This window comes from Enterobacter cloacae complex sp. HYC003_NIDB (assembly GCF_056673375.1).
In genome coordinates this window covers 481,503-497,019 of sequence record NZ_CP114220.1, presented here as the reverse complement: position 1 = coordinate 497,019, position 15,517 = coordinate 481,503, and the positions used below count along the sequence as shown (strand labels likewise).

Sequence of the window (15,517 nt, the reverse complement as noted above, 5' to 3'; positions counted from 1 at the left end):
TCAACCAAACTCGCGCAGGCGATGGGCGATTTGACGGAAGATAGAATCCTGGCTGGCATCACGGTCTTTTTCACCCGTGATCACCACCGTCGCGGTGGTGCCTGCGGGCCAGAGGTTGCTCTGCTGCTCATCCAGACGAATGCGTACCGGTACGCGCTGCGCCAGGCGAACCCACTCGAGGTTAGAATCGACGGTCGCCATCCCTTTTGTATCATTGGTACTGCTGGAGTTGGTCACCCCCGCGGCCACGCTGTCCACGGTTCCCTTCAGGACCCGGTTGCTGCCGAGCGGCGTGATTTCGGCGCGATAGCCCGGACGCACGCCTTCCAGCTTGGTCTCTTCCATATAGGCGAGGACGTAGAAGGAGTTCTGTTTCACCAGCGCCACGGCAGTTGAGCCGCGCGTGATAAACTCACCCGCATAGACGTTGAGGTTGGTCACCCAGCCATCGGACGGGGCGCGGATAACGGTACGTTCCAGATCGAGCTTCGCCAGATCGCGCGTCGCCTGCGCTTTTGCCAGCTGATGCAGCACGGTTTGCAGCACGTTATTAGACTGGTCAATCTCTTCCCGGGACATAGCCTGGATGCCCAGCTTGTTACGGCGACCTGCTTCACGGCGTTTTTCAGCGGCCAGCGCGTTGTAATACGCCACGTCGGCTTCCGCTTCTTCCAGCGCTTTTTGATAGCGCGGTTGGTCGATGGTGAACAGCACCTGATCTTTTTTCACCAGTTGGTTATCGTGGACGTTGACCGCCGTAATGAGACCGGCGACATCGGGCGCTATCGCGACCACCTCCGCGCTGAAACGCGCATCGCGCGTCCACGGGGATTCGGTGTAATAAACCCAGGCGCGAAAAATAGCGATGAACGCCAGGATGACCAGCGCCATAGTGATGGCAGTGCGGGAGATTTTTCTTGTTAGCGTTTTCACATCAACCTCAGACAAACATGCGCGATATTAAATAGAACAGGCAGCAATACAGCGCGGTATTGAACAATGCAGGATGCCAGACGAAATCATAAATCCCGGTAGGGATCAGCACCTTGCGCACCAGCCAGAAGATCGCCAGTGATAAAAGAAGCTCGAAAAATATCGGTGGGAACGACAAACCGAACACCACGATAACGGGAAACAGACTCATGTTGACCTTGATTAAAGAGAGTGCAGGTTACTGGATTTTTAAGCTCGCGCCGCCGCAGGAGAGCAAGAATTGCCGGGCGAGAGTGGCGCAGCCGTTATGTAATTAATAATATATTAACGTAACTGTTATGCTGTTATCTATCATATGTGATCTAAATCACTTTTAAGCCAGAGTGAATAATGGAACGTCTAAAACGCATGTCCGTATTTGCGAAAGTGGTTGAGCAAGGCTCTTTTACCGCCGCAGCACGTCAGCTACAAATGAGCGTCTCATCCATTAGCCAGACAGTGTCAAAACTGGAAGATGAGCTCCAGGTGAAGCTGCTCAACCGCAGCACCCGCAGCATCGGGCTGACGGAAGCGGGTAAAATTTACTATCAGGGCTGCCGTCGAATGCTGCATGAGGTGCAGGATGTTCACGAGCAGCTCTATGCCTTTAACAACACGCCTATCGGCACGCTGCGTATCGGTTGTTCTTCAACTATGGCACAAAATGTTCTCGCTGCCATGACGGCGGAAATGCTGAAAGAGTATCCCGGTTTAACCGTTAATCTGGTAACGGGCATTCCGGCACCGGACCTGATTGCCGATGGGTTAGACGTGGTGATCCGCGTTGGCGCGTTGCAGGACTCGAGCCTGTTCTCGCGTCGACTGGGCAGCATGCCGATGGTGGTCTGCGCTTCGAAAAGCTATCTGGCACAGTATGGCGTGCCGGAAAAACCTGCCGACCTGAGCAACCACTCGTGGCTGGAATACAGCGTTCGGCCAGATAACGAATTTGAACTGATCGCGCCGGAAGGGCTTTCCACTAAACTGCTGCCTGAAGGCCGCTTCGTCACCAACGATCCGATGACCATCTCCCGCTGGCTGGTCGCCGGGGCCGGGATCGCTTACGTGCCGCTGATGTGGGTGATCAATGAGATCAACAGCGGCGTACTGGAGATCCTCTTCCCGCGTTACCAGTCCGATCCACGTCCGGTCTACGCTCTGTATACCGAGAAGGACAAACTGCCTCTCAAAGTACAGGTGTGTATTAACTATCTGACCGAGTATTTTGTCGAAGTGGCGGAGCTGTTTCAGGGGATGCGCGGCAGAAGAAAGGAGTAATAAAGTAATCGCTATAATCATATCTGGCATGAATATTCCCCGGATGGCACTCACATTCATCCAGGAATATTTCCGCCCTCCTCTCAGGAATGGCTAATTGACACTCCCGCCACCCGCCATTTACCTTATAAGCAGTCTGAACATCAGACTGTTATATATTTGTTACCAATATGAATAATAAAATGTATTTCGCAGGATGACGTTAAACAAGGAAAAGAGATGAATATATTCGAACAAACACCGCCTTCACGCAGGCGCTATGGACTCGCCGCGTTCATCGGTTTAATTGCAGGGATCGTCTCCGCGTTTGTCAAATGGGGAGCCGAAGTGCCACTTCCGCCACGCAGTCCCACCGATTTATTCACCGGCGCATGCGGACCTGAGCAATTAATAAGAGCCGCAAGCCAGATTGACTGCTCCCGCAATTTTTTAAACCCTCCCTATGTATTTTTACGCGACTGGCTGGGCGTTGCTGATCCTAACGCAGCCGTTTATACATTTGCCGGACATATATTTAACTGGGTCGGTGTGACCCATATTATTTTCTCAATCGTCTTCGCTGTGGGGTATTGCGTTGTTGCGGAAGTCTTTCCGAAAATTAAACTCTGGCAGGGTTTGCTGGCGGGTGCGTTAGCCCAGCTTTTTGTGCATATGATCTCCTTCCCGCTGATGGGTCTGACGCCACCGCTGCTTGAGTTGCCGTGGTATGAACACGTGTCAGAGATCGTGGGGCATCTGGTCTGGTTCTGGTCGATCGAAATCATTCGTCGTGACTTGCGTAACCGCATTACTCACGAGCCTGATCCAGAGATACCGCTGGGTAACTTACGTTAAAAAAAAGGCGCTACATCTGTAGCGCCTTTTTTAAGCATCCTAAGATCAGGCCGTGCCGCCCACCGTCAGATTATCCACTTTCAACGTAGGCTGACCGACGCCCACAGGCAGGCTCTGGCCCTCTTTGCCGCAAACGCCCACGCCGTTATCCAGTTTCAGGTCGTTACCGACCATGGAAATCTGCTGCATGGCCTCAATGCCGGAGCCAATCAGGGTTGCGCCCTTCACCGCTTTGGTCACTTTGCCCTTCTCAATCAGATACGCCTCTGAGGTAGAGAAGACAAATTTGCCGGAGGTGATATCCACCTGACCGCCGCCAAAGTTTGGCGCGAAGATACCGTAATCAACGGATTCGATAATCTCCTGCGGCGTGGACTGGCCCGGCAGCATGTAAGTATTGGTCATGCGCGGCATCGGCAGATGTGCGTAGGATTCACGACGGCCGTTACCCGTCGGCGCAACGCCCATCAGGCGCGCGTTAAGCTTGTCCTGCATGTAGCCTTTCAGTACGCCGTTTTCGATCAGCACGTTGTACTGACCCGGCGTACCTTCATCGTCGATAGAAATCGAGCCGCGACGGTCGAGCATGGTGCCATCATCCACCACGGTACACAGCTCGGAGGAGACAAGCTGCCCCATCTGACCGCTGAATACGGACGTCCCGCGACGGTTGAAATCACCTTCCAGGCCGTGACCGACCGCTTCGTGCAGCAGCACGCCCGGCCAGCCTGCGCCCAGTACCACCGGCAACGTACCGGCGGGTGCAGCCACGGCAGACAGGTTGACCAGCGCCATGCGCACGGCTTCTTTTGCCCATGCATCCGCGCGGGCTTCGCCGTCGACATCACCCAGGAACCAGTCATAACCAAAACGACCGCCGCCACCGCTGGAGCCGCGCTCGCGCTTGCCGTCGTCTTCAACCTGCACGCTGATAGAGAGACGCACCAGCGGGCGAACATCCGCCGCCAGGGTACCGTCCGTCGCCGCCACCAGGATCAGTTCATAAACACCGGTCAGGCTGGCAGAGACTTCCTGCACGCGTTTATCCGCCGCGCGAGCCACTTTGTCCACGCGACGAAGGATGTCCAGCTTCTCTTCGCGGCTCATGCTTTGCAGCGGGTCGATGCTGGTATAGAGCGCAGCGTGCTGCACTTCACCCAGCGTTTTCACCCGTCCGTCGCCCGTATCGCGCACGATGGTTCGCGCCGCCTGCGCGCTCTGCTCCAGCGCGGCCAGGCTTATCTGGTCTGCATAGGCAAAACCGGTTTTTTCGCCGCTGACGGCGCGCACGCCGACGCCCTGGTCAATGTTATAAGAGCCATCTTTAATGATGCTGTCTTCTAAAACCCAGGATTCGTGATAGCTCGACTGGAAATAGAGATCGCCGTAGTCGAGGCGGCGTTCGGTCAGTTGACCAAGAATGGAGAACAGGTCCTGATGGCTCAGGCCGTTCGCTGCGAGCAAATGTTCACTTACCAGGTTCAGACTCATCTATTGCTACTCGTTCGTTGCCGCCTGTGGCGGTATAAAGATCGTATTTATTGAGAGTGAGGCAATTACCTGCCCACGTCAAATCATTGCTGTGCTTCTTTGCGCGGCTGGCGCAGCACCTCATTAATCTGTGGTTTATCAACCGGCCCGGTGATGCGATAGCGCAGAATCGAGACTTTGCTCCAGAGCGGTCCCAGCACTTTACTGGCCGCAAACACCGCCGCCCCGACGATCGGATTGACCACAAAGGCTGCCGCAACGCCCACGCTTGCGGAAATCTCCGGCGCCACCACGGCTTCCATATCCAGCTCGCGGCGCACGAGATCCACTGACCCTTTCATCGCGATATCCGCTTCCAGGCCGTCCACCAGCGTGTCGTCGGTGTGCAGAACGCCGTCTTTGATCCACGCCGTGCTGCGAATGGAATCGTAGTAGAAACCTTCGCTGAAGGTGTCGCTAAAGTCGAAGCGCAGCTTGCGCAGCAGCGCGTCAAAACTCAGCAGACGCAGGATCTGCCCGGCGCGCCCCGTGCTCACATCGGCAATCTCACCCTTACCGAAGTGGGTTTTCAGGATGCCGTTAAGCGAAGCTTCATCGGGTGTCCACGGCGCTGCGCGCCAGTGCAGATCGTAATTCACATCGAAGGACGATCCGCGAAGCGGCGTGCTAATGCCGAAGAAGTTAGCCGCGGCGTCCAGCTTGTTGCCTTTAATATCGCCCTTCAGCGAGGTGCGCTGTTCACCCGGTTTGTTCACCCATTCGCCAGCGGCAGTCATGCGGCCAAAGCCGGTATCCACCAGCCCGCCAGAGAGGCTCAGCGTATTGCCCTGAATAGCAAAATCACCGTCGATACGGCCATATTTTTGCCCCCACAGCCAGCACTCCGCACAGCGCAACTGGAGATCGGGCCAGCCGCTGAAATCCACGCGCGACGTCCCACTGCCACTGACAGGAGAAGTGCTTGTCGACTCTGCTTTAGACGCCGTAAAGGTCGGATTGTAATAGAGATAACGGATAGCCGCCTGCCATGGCGCGTGATCGCGCATGGTCAACGAACCGTTGATCTCACGCCCCTGCGCCTCGACCTTTGAGCCGTTTACCGTCGGCCGGGAGACAATACTCAGGTTGTTCCACTGCTGCCCGCCCAGCGTCAGCGCAGGCGTGCGCAAGGTAATGGACTGTGGGAACTGCGCCGTTTGGTCGACGTTTTGCCCGACACCTTTCTGGAACAGTGCCAGCCACTCTGCACCATCCATCGGCGGGAGATTCAGTTCAACGCCCGCCTGCTCCGGCAGCGGCGGCGTGGTACGGCTGTCCGTCGTCCAGATCGCTCTGTCCAGCGTCAGCTTGCGGTTAAGCAGCCAGCGGCTGTTGAAGTGGTTTGTTCCACCAGCGTTTCCGGTTAAATCGAAGCTGTTAAGGTTGCCCGCAACCTTAACGTTGACGGGCAATGCTTCACCGCTTTTCTTATTCAGCGGCGCGGGAAGTTGGCTGCTGAGGTTTTTCAGATCGCCCGTAATGTCGACGTTATAGCGCGCACCGGCATGATAAGGCAGGTCGATGGCGACCTTGCCATTCCATGACACCGCGCCGTCCACCGCATTCTCAATCGGCTTCGGCAGAACATCCATGCGTGACGGCTGCCAGTTCGCGTCCAAATTGACCGCCACCTGGTAGGCTTTATCGCCCTCGGTGGTGGAGAAATCGATATTGACGGGTTGATTGAACCAGGTCGCTTTCAGCGGCTCACTTTTCAGCGTGCCGTTAACAAAGCTGAACTGACCGCTGAGGTTTTTCAGCGTGCTGTCCAGCGGCTTGATATAGAGGCTGTTGTTATTAAGGCGAACGTCGCCTTTGGCGGTGGTCATTTCACCGTCCAGCGGGATATCCAGATGTAAGCGAGCATTCACATCGCCATCTAACTGCAACTGCTGAAGGGTGGCTGCCAGGGAGTCATTCAGCGGCGTATCTTCAAAGTACGGGCCAACCGCTTTACCTGGCCCCTTAATATCCGCATCAATCAGCAGTTTCTCTTTGGAGTAATCCGGGATGTTTGCCGTCAGGTTGCTTGCCGTTACGCCGCCCAGCGCAACGCTGTCCGTCTTCATCCACAGGCCGTCATTCAGGAAGTTGAGTTCAATATCCAGATTCTTCAGCGCCGGCCAGTCCGGCTGGAAGGCATAGGTGGCGTTGCGTAGAGGCACCAGAACCTGGAACTGGCCTTCGTTGTGCTTATACGGGAACAGGTGCGGGTTGCCGCCGTAGACCAGCGTGGCGTTATCCGCCTGGCCGCCCTGAATAGCGCCGCTGAGATAGTCCACCAACGCTTTCCCCATCAGGTTTTCCGGGAAGTAGCGCCACGCCTGCGAACCGTCATCCGTGCTGATGCCCGCCAGAATACCCAACCACGGCTCATCGCCTTCAGGCTGTAGATAACGGAAATTACCGCGGGCATGTACCGCTTTGGCTTTCACATCGATATCGCGGCCATCGAGCTGAAAACCTTTGTCATTCTTCAGCCAGTTGAGGGTGGCATTTCCCTTTTCGATCTCCAGTGGCGCACGGAAGACCGTTTCGTACGGCATTTTCGCGTCCTGCATTTCTGCCGTCAGCCTGCCGTTTTCCACGCTTCCTTCCAGTTTACCGCTGAAGTGCTCGGCACCCGGCAGCAGTTTCCACTGTTTCCATGCGAGATTTTTCCATGCCGCCTGAAAACGCGTCCTTTCCGTAGCCTGGAGCGGAATATCCAGCGCCAGCCGGTTTATCTGCCCGCTCGGCTGCGTCGCCAGCCAGATTTCGCCCAGCTCCGGGGAGAGTTTTGCGGCCATTGAACGCAGCCCTTCGATCGCCGTCAGATCCAGGTTACTGGCGCGGATACGCAGCTCGTCGCTGCGTTTACCGTTTATCCCGCCGACGTCCTGCTCCGGCATCCACGCCAGCGTCAGCGCGCCGCGCGGCCAGGGTTTGTTATCCATGGAGATGCGCGTATCCGGAATAGCGAACTGCCAGCCGCCTTTATCCTGCGTCACGTGTGCGGTGAGGTTATCGACGGAAAGTTGATGCTGATGGTTTTCCCCTTTCCAGCTCGCGCCCCCCTGCTTAAGCCAGATATCGCCGCTGGCGAACGTCCCGTTCGTCAGGGTCATCCAGCCTTCCAGGCTGAAGCGCGCGGTCTCCAGCTGCATGTTCTGCTGTAGCCACTCACCGAGCCACGGCTTCACGTCCACGTCGTCCGCCTGTAGCCACACCCTGCCGTTGTTCAGCAAGCCATTGTCGTCACGCAGATCCATCCGCACCTGCATAACGCCGTGCTGCCCGTTCAGGCTGGAGAGATTCACCTGCCCCTCGGCGCGGTGGCGATCTTTCCCGTTTAACCATGTCAGCTGTGGGATCGCCAGCTCAGCGCGCTGGCCGGAAAGAGTAATAAAGCTCACTTCGCTGTCGCGCAGATCGAAATGATCGAACTGCCGCAGGAACAGATCGCTGATACGGCTGGTTTCCAGCCCCCGATCGCTGTCGCCGCTTCGCAGCGGCGTGTTAGTCATCAGCTGAAGTTGCCAGAAGGTGAGATCGCGAAACTGCCAGCGCAGATGCAGCAGGCTTTGCCAGACATCCAGCGCCAGGGTGACGCGTTTGATTTTGAGGTGGCCGCCATCTTTCAGGCCGGCGCTGATATCCCGGGCATCTAGCGTCGGGCCAAAGTTCTGCCAGCTTGCCTCGATATGACTCACGTCCACCGGCAGGCCGGTGGCGGATTCGATTTTTGCCAGGATCTGCGGACGCCAGCTGTCCAGATGCGGCAAGGCGAGACGCAGCCCGCTCACGAGCAACGCGACAATCACGACCAGCGTTGCCCCTGTAAGCAGTAAAATCCCCGGCAATCGCCTCACGCGTCTCTCCTTGTCAGCCTTAAATCTCGCAGCGAACTGCGTTTACATCATGACGACGTCAAACTGCTCCTGGTTATAGAGCGGCTCAATTTGCACTTTTACCTGTTTGCCGACAAAGATTTCCACTTCTGCCAGCGCGTGCGACTCTTCCCCTTTCAGGGCCTCCGCCACCGCAGGGGAAGCATAGACCAGAAAACGGTCTGAGTCGTAGGCATGATGGACACGGACAATCTCACGCATGATCTCGTAGCAGACCGTCTCCACCGTCTTTACCGTTCCGCGTCCATGGCAGGTTGGACACTCATTACACAGGACATGTTCCACGCTTTCGCGGGTCCGTTTCCGGGTCATTTCCACCAGACCGAGCTGCGAGAAGCCATTGATGCTGGTTTTCACGCGGTCCTTACTCAGCGCCTGCTCCAGAGAGTGCAGCACGCGACGGCGGTGATCTTCATTGTTCATATCGATAAAGTCGATGATGATAATGCCGCCCAGATTACGCAGACGAAGCTGACGCGCGATGGCCTGCGTCGCTTCTATGTTGGTGTTGAAGATGGTGTCATCGAGGTTGCGATGGCCGACAAACGCGCCGGTGTTGATGTCGACGGTGGTCATCGCTTCGGTTTGATCGATGATCAGATAGCCACCCGATTTCAGCTCAACCTTACGCTCCAGCGCACGCTGGATTTCGTTTTCAACGTCATAGAGGTCAAATATTGGCTGGCGTCCGGTGTAATGCTCCAGCAGACCCGGCATTTCCGGGATGTACTCGGCGGTGAACTCCAGTAAGGCTTCATACGTCAGACGGGAGTCCACGCGGATGCGGTCAAGCTGGGCGTCGGCGAAATCACGTAATACGCGCTGAGCGAGCGCCAGCTCACCGTACAGCCTGTAGCGGGTCTGGTTGCGTTTTTTACGCTCCATCACTTTGGTCCAGACGCGCTTCAGGTAGGCCGCATCCGAGGCCAGATCTTCTTCGCTGATCCCTTCCGCCGCGGTACGGATAATAAACCCGCCCTGCTCGTCGCAGTAGGCGCTGACCACCTTTTTCAGGCGCTCACGCTCGCTTTCGCTCTCAATACGCTGTGACACGCCGACGTGCGACGCCCCCGGCATAAAGACCAGATAGCGTGAAGGCAGGGTGATGTCGGTGGTCAGACGCGCGCCTTTGGTGCCAAGCGGATCTTTTACCACCTGTACCATCAGATCCTGGCCCTGACGCACCAGCTCAGAGATGTCGCGCACGGCAAACTGCTTTTGCTCTTCGCCTGCCACACATTCGGTGTGCGGCATGATATCGGAGGCATGTAAAAACGCCGCCTTATCGAGCCCAATATCTACAAAAGCCGCCTGCATACCCGGCAGGACACGACTGACACGACCTTTGTAGATATTGCCTACGATTCCGCGTCGCGCTTCACGCTCAATATGAATTTCCTGGAGAATGCCACCATCAATGTAGGCCACACGGGTTTCCGATGGCGTTACGTTTACCAACAATTCAGCCGTCATAATTATCCCTTCCCTCACGCAGTGAGTTAAAATTGCTCAGCAACTCATACGTTTCCACCAGCGGTAAGCCGACTACGGCGTGATAGCTGCCATTTATCTTCCTGACAAAACAGCCACCCAACCCTTGAATACCGTATGCACCTGCTTTATCCATAGGTTCACCGCTGGCGATATAGCCGGCGATCTCCTCGTCGGTGAGGACTCTGAACGTCACTTCCGTTACCACAAGGCAATCCAGAACGTACTGGCTATCAGCCAGCGCTACCGCCGTCATCACCTGATGGGTTTGTCCGGACATATTACGCAGCATCCGCGCCGCATGGTCTGCGTCGCGAGGTTTCTCAAGCACCTCACCATTGAGAATGACGATGGTATCCGCACCCAGCACCGGTAAGTCACGCGGCACGCATGCAACGCCCGCCTGCGCTTTTTCACGCGCCAGACGAGAGACATACTGCTGAGCGCTTTCACCCTCAGCGCGTTTTTCTTCGATACCGGTAACGATGCGTTCGAAGGAGACACCCAACTGCGCGAGCAGTTCCTGGCGACGCGGAGAACCGGAGGCAAGATACAAAGACGTCATAGAAACCTTTTATTGCACGGCAAACTGCTGGCGAATTTTACGCATCAGCAGGAACAGCCACGGCCAGAGCACACCGTTTACTACACTACTCCAGAACACTTCCGGTCGGAAAGAGACGTTGATCACTAAAAACTCTGCCCAGAAAACAACGATATCCGCAGCGAGCGACAACAACATCACTACCAGCGCCTGTTGCCAGAGCGCAAGGTTACGAAAGAGCTGGAATTTGAGTGCGACGAGATACGCAATAATGCTCATGGATAAGGCGCGGACGCCAAGCGTAGAGCCACTGATAAGATCCAGTATGGCACCCATCACAAAACCTGTGCCGACATTTACTCGGTGCGGCAGGGCAAGGATCCAGTAGAGCAAAATGAGCAATACCCAGTTTGGCCGGAAAACAAGAATGTCGTCCGGCCAGGGCATAATTTGCAGCAACAGTGCAACGAGGAATGAGAGCCAGATTACCCAGCGCCCCTGGCTACGATAACTGGCCACTACTGCCCTCCACCCGAGACTTGCGGCGGTGGGGGTGCATCCGGCAGCGGCTGCGTTAACCCCGTCGCCGGAGCCGGTACGGGTGCAGGTGGACCCATCGCATCCGGCGCAGGCAGCACCTGCGGCATCATCTGCATCAGGCGTTCGTTGGCCACGCGATGCACATCTTCCGGTGTCATCGGGTTAGCGCCGTTACGATCGGCGCCCCACAGCAGCAATAGGTAGCGCAAACGCTGCAAGCCGGCCGTTGGACGCGCCTGAATCACGGTGTAGGCACGCTGAGTGTCGAGCTTCACGGAAGAGACAACCGCAACCGGGTAGCCCTCAGGGAAACGACCGCCCAGACCGGACGTCACCAGCACGTCGCCCACGCGGATATCCGTGTTGGCAGGCAGGTGTTCCAGTTGCAGATCGTCCGTGCAGCCATTACCGGCGGCAATCACGCGAATATCGTTACGCAGCACCTGAATCGGCAGTGCATGGGTGGCATCGCAAATCAGCAGCACGCGGCTGGTCAGTTTGGCAACCGCCACAACCTGGCCCACGACCCCCTTATCGCTGATGACAGGCTGACCTTCGTATACGCCGTTCACGCTGCCTTTATCAATCACCACCTGATCGCTGTACGGATCGTTTACGGTGGAGATTACCTGGGTGACCATTTTCTGTTCATCCTGGCGCAGCGGCGAGCCGAGCAGTTCGCGCAGACGGGCGTTTTCCTGCTTATATTGCCCCAGCATCAGCAGCTCGCTATTTTTCAGCAGCAGTTCCTGGCGTAACGCACGGTTTTCGAGTTCGAGCTGGTCACGCGATGAGAGCGTTTGCGACACGGAGTCGAGCAGTTCACGGGGACCATTTGAAATAAAGTAGAAAGGACTGACGGCGGTATCCATGTACGTTCGGATCTGGCTGAACGTACCGAGGCGGCTATCGGCAATAATGACCCCGAGCGCAACCAGAACCGCCAGGATCAGGCGAAACTGTAGCGACGGGCCACGGCTAAAAATTGGCTTCATAGGCTATGCGTATTCTCGCGTCAGAGAGAAAGGGTAGCGAATTGCTACCCTCTCACACCCGACTACTCTTCGCTAAACAAGTCGCCGCCGTGCATGTCGATCATTTCCAGCGCCTTGCCACCACCACGGGCGACGCAAGTCAGTGGATCTTCTGCAACTACGACAGGAATACCTGTCTCTTCCATTAACAGGCGGTCGAGGTTACGCAGCAGCGCACCACCACCGGTCAGAACCATACCGCGCTCGGAGATATCGGAAGCCAGCTCTGGCGGGCACTGTTCCAGCGCAACCATCACCGCGCTCACGATGCCGGTCAGCGGCTCCTGCAACGCTTCCAGGATTTCGTTGGAGTTCAGGGTGAATCCGCGTGGCACGCCTTCAGCCAGATTACGACCGCGAACTTCGATCTCGCGTACTTCATCACCCGGATAGGCAGAACCGATTTCATGCTTGATGCGCTCTGCGGTTGCTTCACCGATCAGAGAGCCGTAGTTACGGCGAACGTAATTGATGATGGCTTCGTCGAAACGGTCGCCGCCGATACGCACGGAAGAGGAGTAGACCACACCGTTCAGGGAGATAACGGCCACTTCAGTGGTACCGCCACCGATATCCACCACCATAGAACCGGTAGCTTCAGAAACCGGCAGACCCGCACCAATTGCCGCAGCCATCGGTTCTTCAATCAGGAACACTTCACGCGCACCTGCGCCCTGAGCGGATTCACGGATCGCACGGCGTTCAACCTGGGTTGCGCCAACCGGCACACACACCAGCACGCGCGGGCTTGGGCGCATGAAGCTGTTGCTGTGAACCTGCTTGATGAAGTGCTGAAGCATTTTTTCGGTCACGAAGAAGTCAGCAATAACGCCGTCTTTCATAGGGCGGATCGCGGCGATGTTGCCCGGCGTACGGCCCAGCATCTGCTTCGCATCATGACCTACTGCGGCCACGCTTTTTGGCGAGCCGGCACGATCCTGACGAATGGCCACAACGGAAGGCTCATTCAATACGATGCCTTGTCCTTTTACATAAATAAGGGTATTCGCGGTACCCAGGTCAATGGACAGGTCATTGGAAAACATGCCACGAAATTTTTTCAACATACTAAGGGATAATCCTGAAAGCTGGGGCGGAAAACAAAATCCGCTTACTTTACCAACCACACGCAGCAGCGACAAGGCGCAAAAATCGTCTGCTACGGTGAAAATTAGTGCAGCACGTTTCCTTTGTTACAAATTCATCCCCTGAATCCCTCAGGGCTGAGTAAACAGCAGCGTCCCTCACTTTCACTTGTAACCCACTAAAGGTCGTTCACTGGCTTTTATGCTCGTCTTACTCAAAGCTACAGGCGCGATATTCTACGTGAAAACAAAGTAAACGGCAGGTCAAACAGAGTATCTTTGCAAATATTTTTTCACATTGGTGTCAAGCGGCTGAGAGGCGGCAAAAAAATCCCCCTGACCGCCCGTCACGCCGCGCTCTGTCAACATCTGCCATTCACTACGTGAACGTACGCCTGTGGCAAATACTTGCGTTTGCGTTCCTTTGCACGCTTCCACCAGGCTTTGTACCAGCAGCTGGTTTTCCGTGCGTTTTTCAATATTCCTTACCAGACCCGGATGCAGCTTCAATAATTCAACATCCAGCTCTTTGATCCAGCGGGTGCTCACCAGCGTCAAACCAGCCTGGGTTACCGCCACGCGAGCCCCAAGCGCATTGATTAAACGCACTACCGGGCGCAACCGGCTGATGTGTTGACCTACATCTGCCTCTGCAAGTTCAAAAATAATGCGTTTGCGTTGCGATTTTTCGCATTGCATTAACGTGTCACGTAACCAGCGCTGGAAACGCGGACGGATCAGCGATTCGACGGTCACCTGTAAAGCCAGATTTTCTTCAGGCCAGTACGATAAAAACGGAATGAGACGGGTGATTTGCTGACGGTCATACTCTTCGGACAATCCGAATTGCAACACCATGGGCAGATATTCCGCGGAGATAACCTCTTCAGTGCCATCAAAAATACGGCACATCAGCTCACGATGATGAACATGACCATTCTTCATGACCGCCGGTTTTTGATAGATGCGCGGTCCGCCCCGGCTCAGCATCTGTTCAATCAGGGTTCGCCAGCGCACGTTGCCGCGCCCTTTCTCCGGCAGCGTATCATCATAGACTGCCCAGCCGTTCGCCCCCTGCAATACGGCGTTACGCGTGGCCGCTTCCGCATGTTCCATCACCTGCTCCGTCGACTGACCGCCGCGCCAGGCACAGATGCCCATATGCACCATATCGTCTCTGTCGAGCATTTTGCTCTGGGGCAGCGCATCGACGGCTTTCAGCAGCTGGCTGGCGATACTCTCGGACTCCTTTAAGGTGCGATGCGGCAGCAAGACGGCAAAGTCGCTGCGGTGGTAGCGTGCCAGTAACGCGCCGGGGTAGCGCATAATAAAGGTGGACAGCAGGTTAATCAGCGTAAAGAGGTTCTCTTCCGCCACGCGCTGACCCCAGGTATCACGGAGCAGATCGAAGTCGGGCAGGCGAATCATCATTACCACGCCATGCGTACCCACCTTTTCGGGGTCATCAAGAAGGGTAGCCAGCTGATTATCAAAGAAGAGACGGTTGTTGAGGCCCGTTTTGTTATCCTGCGCGGCGTAAGAGCGAATCAACGTGTCCATACGGCTACGCTGATCGCTGGCAAACTGGATTTCGGAGAGCAACACGTCCAGGGCGCTACTGGTGCGTGATGGCCATTCATAAACCGATCCCCGCACCTGTGGACCCCGTTCGCCATTCAGTATCCGCACGGAGCGTGTTTCCAGCAGCTCCTGGCCGGAAAGTTGACGACGCTGCCAGCGAACGGCGAGGAAAATCAGCAGTACGATAAAGGCAACGGCGATGGTTAAGGGCGTGGTGGTCATAAGCGAGCGTAAATAGTTGCTCATCGGATCCTGGTACATCAAATGAATTGTCATACCCGGATGTTTAAGTGAATTAACCGTGACGTCCCGATACTGATCTACCGTGCCGGCAGGACGATAGCTGCCCTGGCGGGTATGGCTGAAAACGGTCTGCTTCCCCTGTTTAATGTCGATCTGCACGATATCCACAGGCACCATTAACTCATCCAGCTCACGCGAAAGCGCCGGGAAGGAGGTTGCAATCAGGCGAGTGTCGATAACCGATGCAACCGATTCAACCCGGTTAACCAGCTTATCCTGGATGGCATTGTAAAAGCTCAGCGAGCAGCCGATTAGCGTGACAAATATGGTCAGCCCCGTCAGCAAGGTGATAAAAGCTGAGAACTTCGTCGTTAATCGCATCCTTGAGATTACTCCGTGGGTTGAAGGGGGGTGCAAGTGAGCACTAACTTGCATTTCAAATGCGGCATACTACCAAACCTGGCGTATCTGGCAATTTATTGCGTTAAATCGGCA

12 protein-coding genes are annotated in these 15,517 nt (G+C 55.8%); 2 read left to right on the top strand and 10 right to left on the bottom strand.

All coding sequences use genetic code 11. The features are described 5' to 3' along the window. Together aaeA and aaeX are read right to left on the bottom strand one after the other, a co-directional pair. Complete coding sequence (gene aaeA / locus O1722_RS02365) at positions 1–933, bottom strand: p-hydroxybenzoic acid efflux pump subunit AaeA (protein ID WP_017382713.1); 933 nt, start codon at positions 931–933, stop codon at positions 1–3. Between the two features lie 7 nt (positions 934–940). After that, positions 941–1,144 carry a p-hydroxybenzoic acid efflux pump operon protein AaeX gene (gene aaeX / locus O1722_RS02360; protein ID WP_033487763.1) on the bottom strand — a complete coding sequence of 68 codons (204 nt, stop codon included), beginning with the start codon at positions 1,142–1,144 and terminating at the stop codon, positions 941–943. Positions 1,145–1,323: 179 nt separating this feature from the next. On the opposite strand from aaeX, the gene aaeR reads away from it, so the two are divergent. Both aaeR and O1722_RS02350 read left to right on the top strand, forming a co-directional pair. Next, positions 1,324–2,250 carry an HTH-type transcriptional activator AaeR gene (gene aaeR, locus O1722_RS02355; RefSeq protein ID WP_017382712.1) on the top strand — a complete coding sequence of 309 codons (927 nt, stop codon included), beginning with the start codon at positions 1,324–1,326 and terminating at the stop codon, positions 2,248–2,250. A 219-nt stretch (positions 2,251–2,469) separates the two neighbouring features. Beyond that, positions 2,470–3,084 (top strand): YagU family protein, encoded by a 615-nt coding sequence (locus O1722_RS02350; protein WP_017382711.1) that lies wholly within the window; start codon positions 2,470–2,472, stop codon positions 3,082–3,084. A 45-nt stretch (positions 3,085–3,129) separates the two neighbouring features. Here the strand turns inward: O1722_RS02350 and tldD are convergent, their stop codons facing one another. The 8 genes from tldD to csrD all read right to left on the bottom strand — a co-directional run bounded on the left by tldD (position 3,130) and on the right by csrD (position 15,403). Then, positions 3,130–4,575: a metalloprotease TldD gene (gene tldD / locus O1722_RS02345; RefSeq protein ID WP_017382710.1), complete on the bottom strand. Its 1,446-nt coding sequence runs from the start codon at positions 4,573–4,575 to the stop codon at positions 3,130–3,132. A gap of 83 nt (positions 4,576–4,658) precedes the next feature. Beyond that, positions 4,659–8,465 carry an AsmA2 domain-containing protein YhdP gene (gene yhdP, locus O1722_RS02340; protein ID WP_033487764.1) on the bottom strand — a complete coding sequence of 1,269 codons (3,807 nt, stop codon included), beginning with the start codon at positions 8,463–8,465 and terminating at the stop codon, positions 4,659–4,661. Positions 8,466–8,507: 42 nt separating this feature from the next. Then, on the bottom strand, positions 8,508–9,977 hold the full coding sequence (rng, locus tag O1722_RS02335; protein ID WP_003860405.1) for a ribonuclease G: 1,470 nt from the start codon (positions 9,975–9,977) through the stop codon (positions 8,508–8,510). After that, the gene (locus tag O1722_RS02330) at positions 9,967–10,560 is read right to left on the bottom strand and encodes a Maf family protein (protein WP_003860403.1); all 594 of its coding nucleotides are present in this window, start codon (positions 10,558–10,560) and stop codon (positions 9,967–9,969) included. The genes rng and O1722_RS02330 overlap by 11 nt, the downstream gene beginning before the upstream one ends. Positions 10,561–10,569: 9 nt before the next feature. Then, complete coding sequence (gene mreD / locus O1722_RS02325) at positions 10,570–11,058, bottom strand: rod shape-determining protein MreD (RefSeq protein WP_003860402.1); 489 nt, start codon at positions 11,056–11,058, stop codon at positions 10,570–10,572. Further along, a complete protein-coding gene (gene mreC, locus O1722_RS02320; RefSeq protein ID WP_003860400.1) occupies positions 11,058–12,074 on the bottom strand; it encodes a rod shape-determining protein MreC in 1,017 nt (338 codons plus the stop codon). Before mreC ends, mreD begins: the two co-directional genes overlap by 1 nt. 62 nt (positions 12,075–12,136) lie before the next feature. Further along, complete coding sequence (mreB, locus tag O1722_RS02315; protein ID WP_000913396.1) at positions 12,137–13,180, bottom strand: rod shape-determining protein MreB; 1,044 nt, start codon at positions 13,178–13,180, stop codon at positions 12,137–12,139. A 282-nt stretch (positions 13,181–13,462) separates the two neighbouring features. Further along, positions 13,463–15,403 (bottom strand): RNase E specificity factor CsrD, encoded by a 1,941-nt coding sequence (gene csrD / locus O1722_RS02310; RefSeq protein ID WP_479954424.1) that lies wholly within the window; start codon positions 15,401–15,403, stop codon positions 13,463–13,465. Between the last annotated feature and the right edge of the window lie 114 nt (positions 15,404–15,517).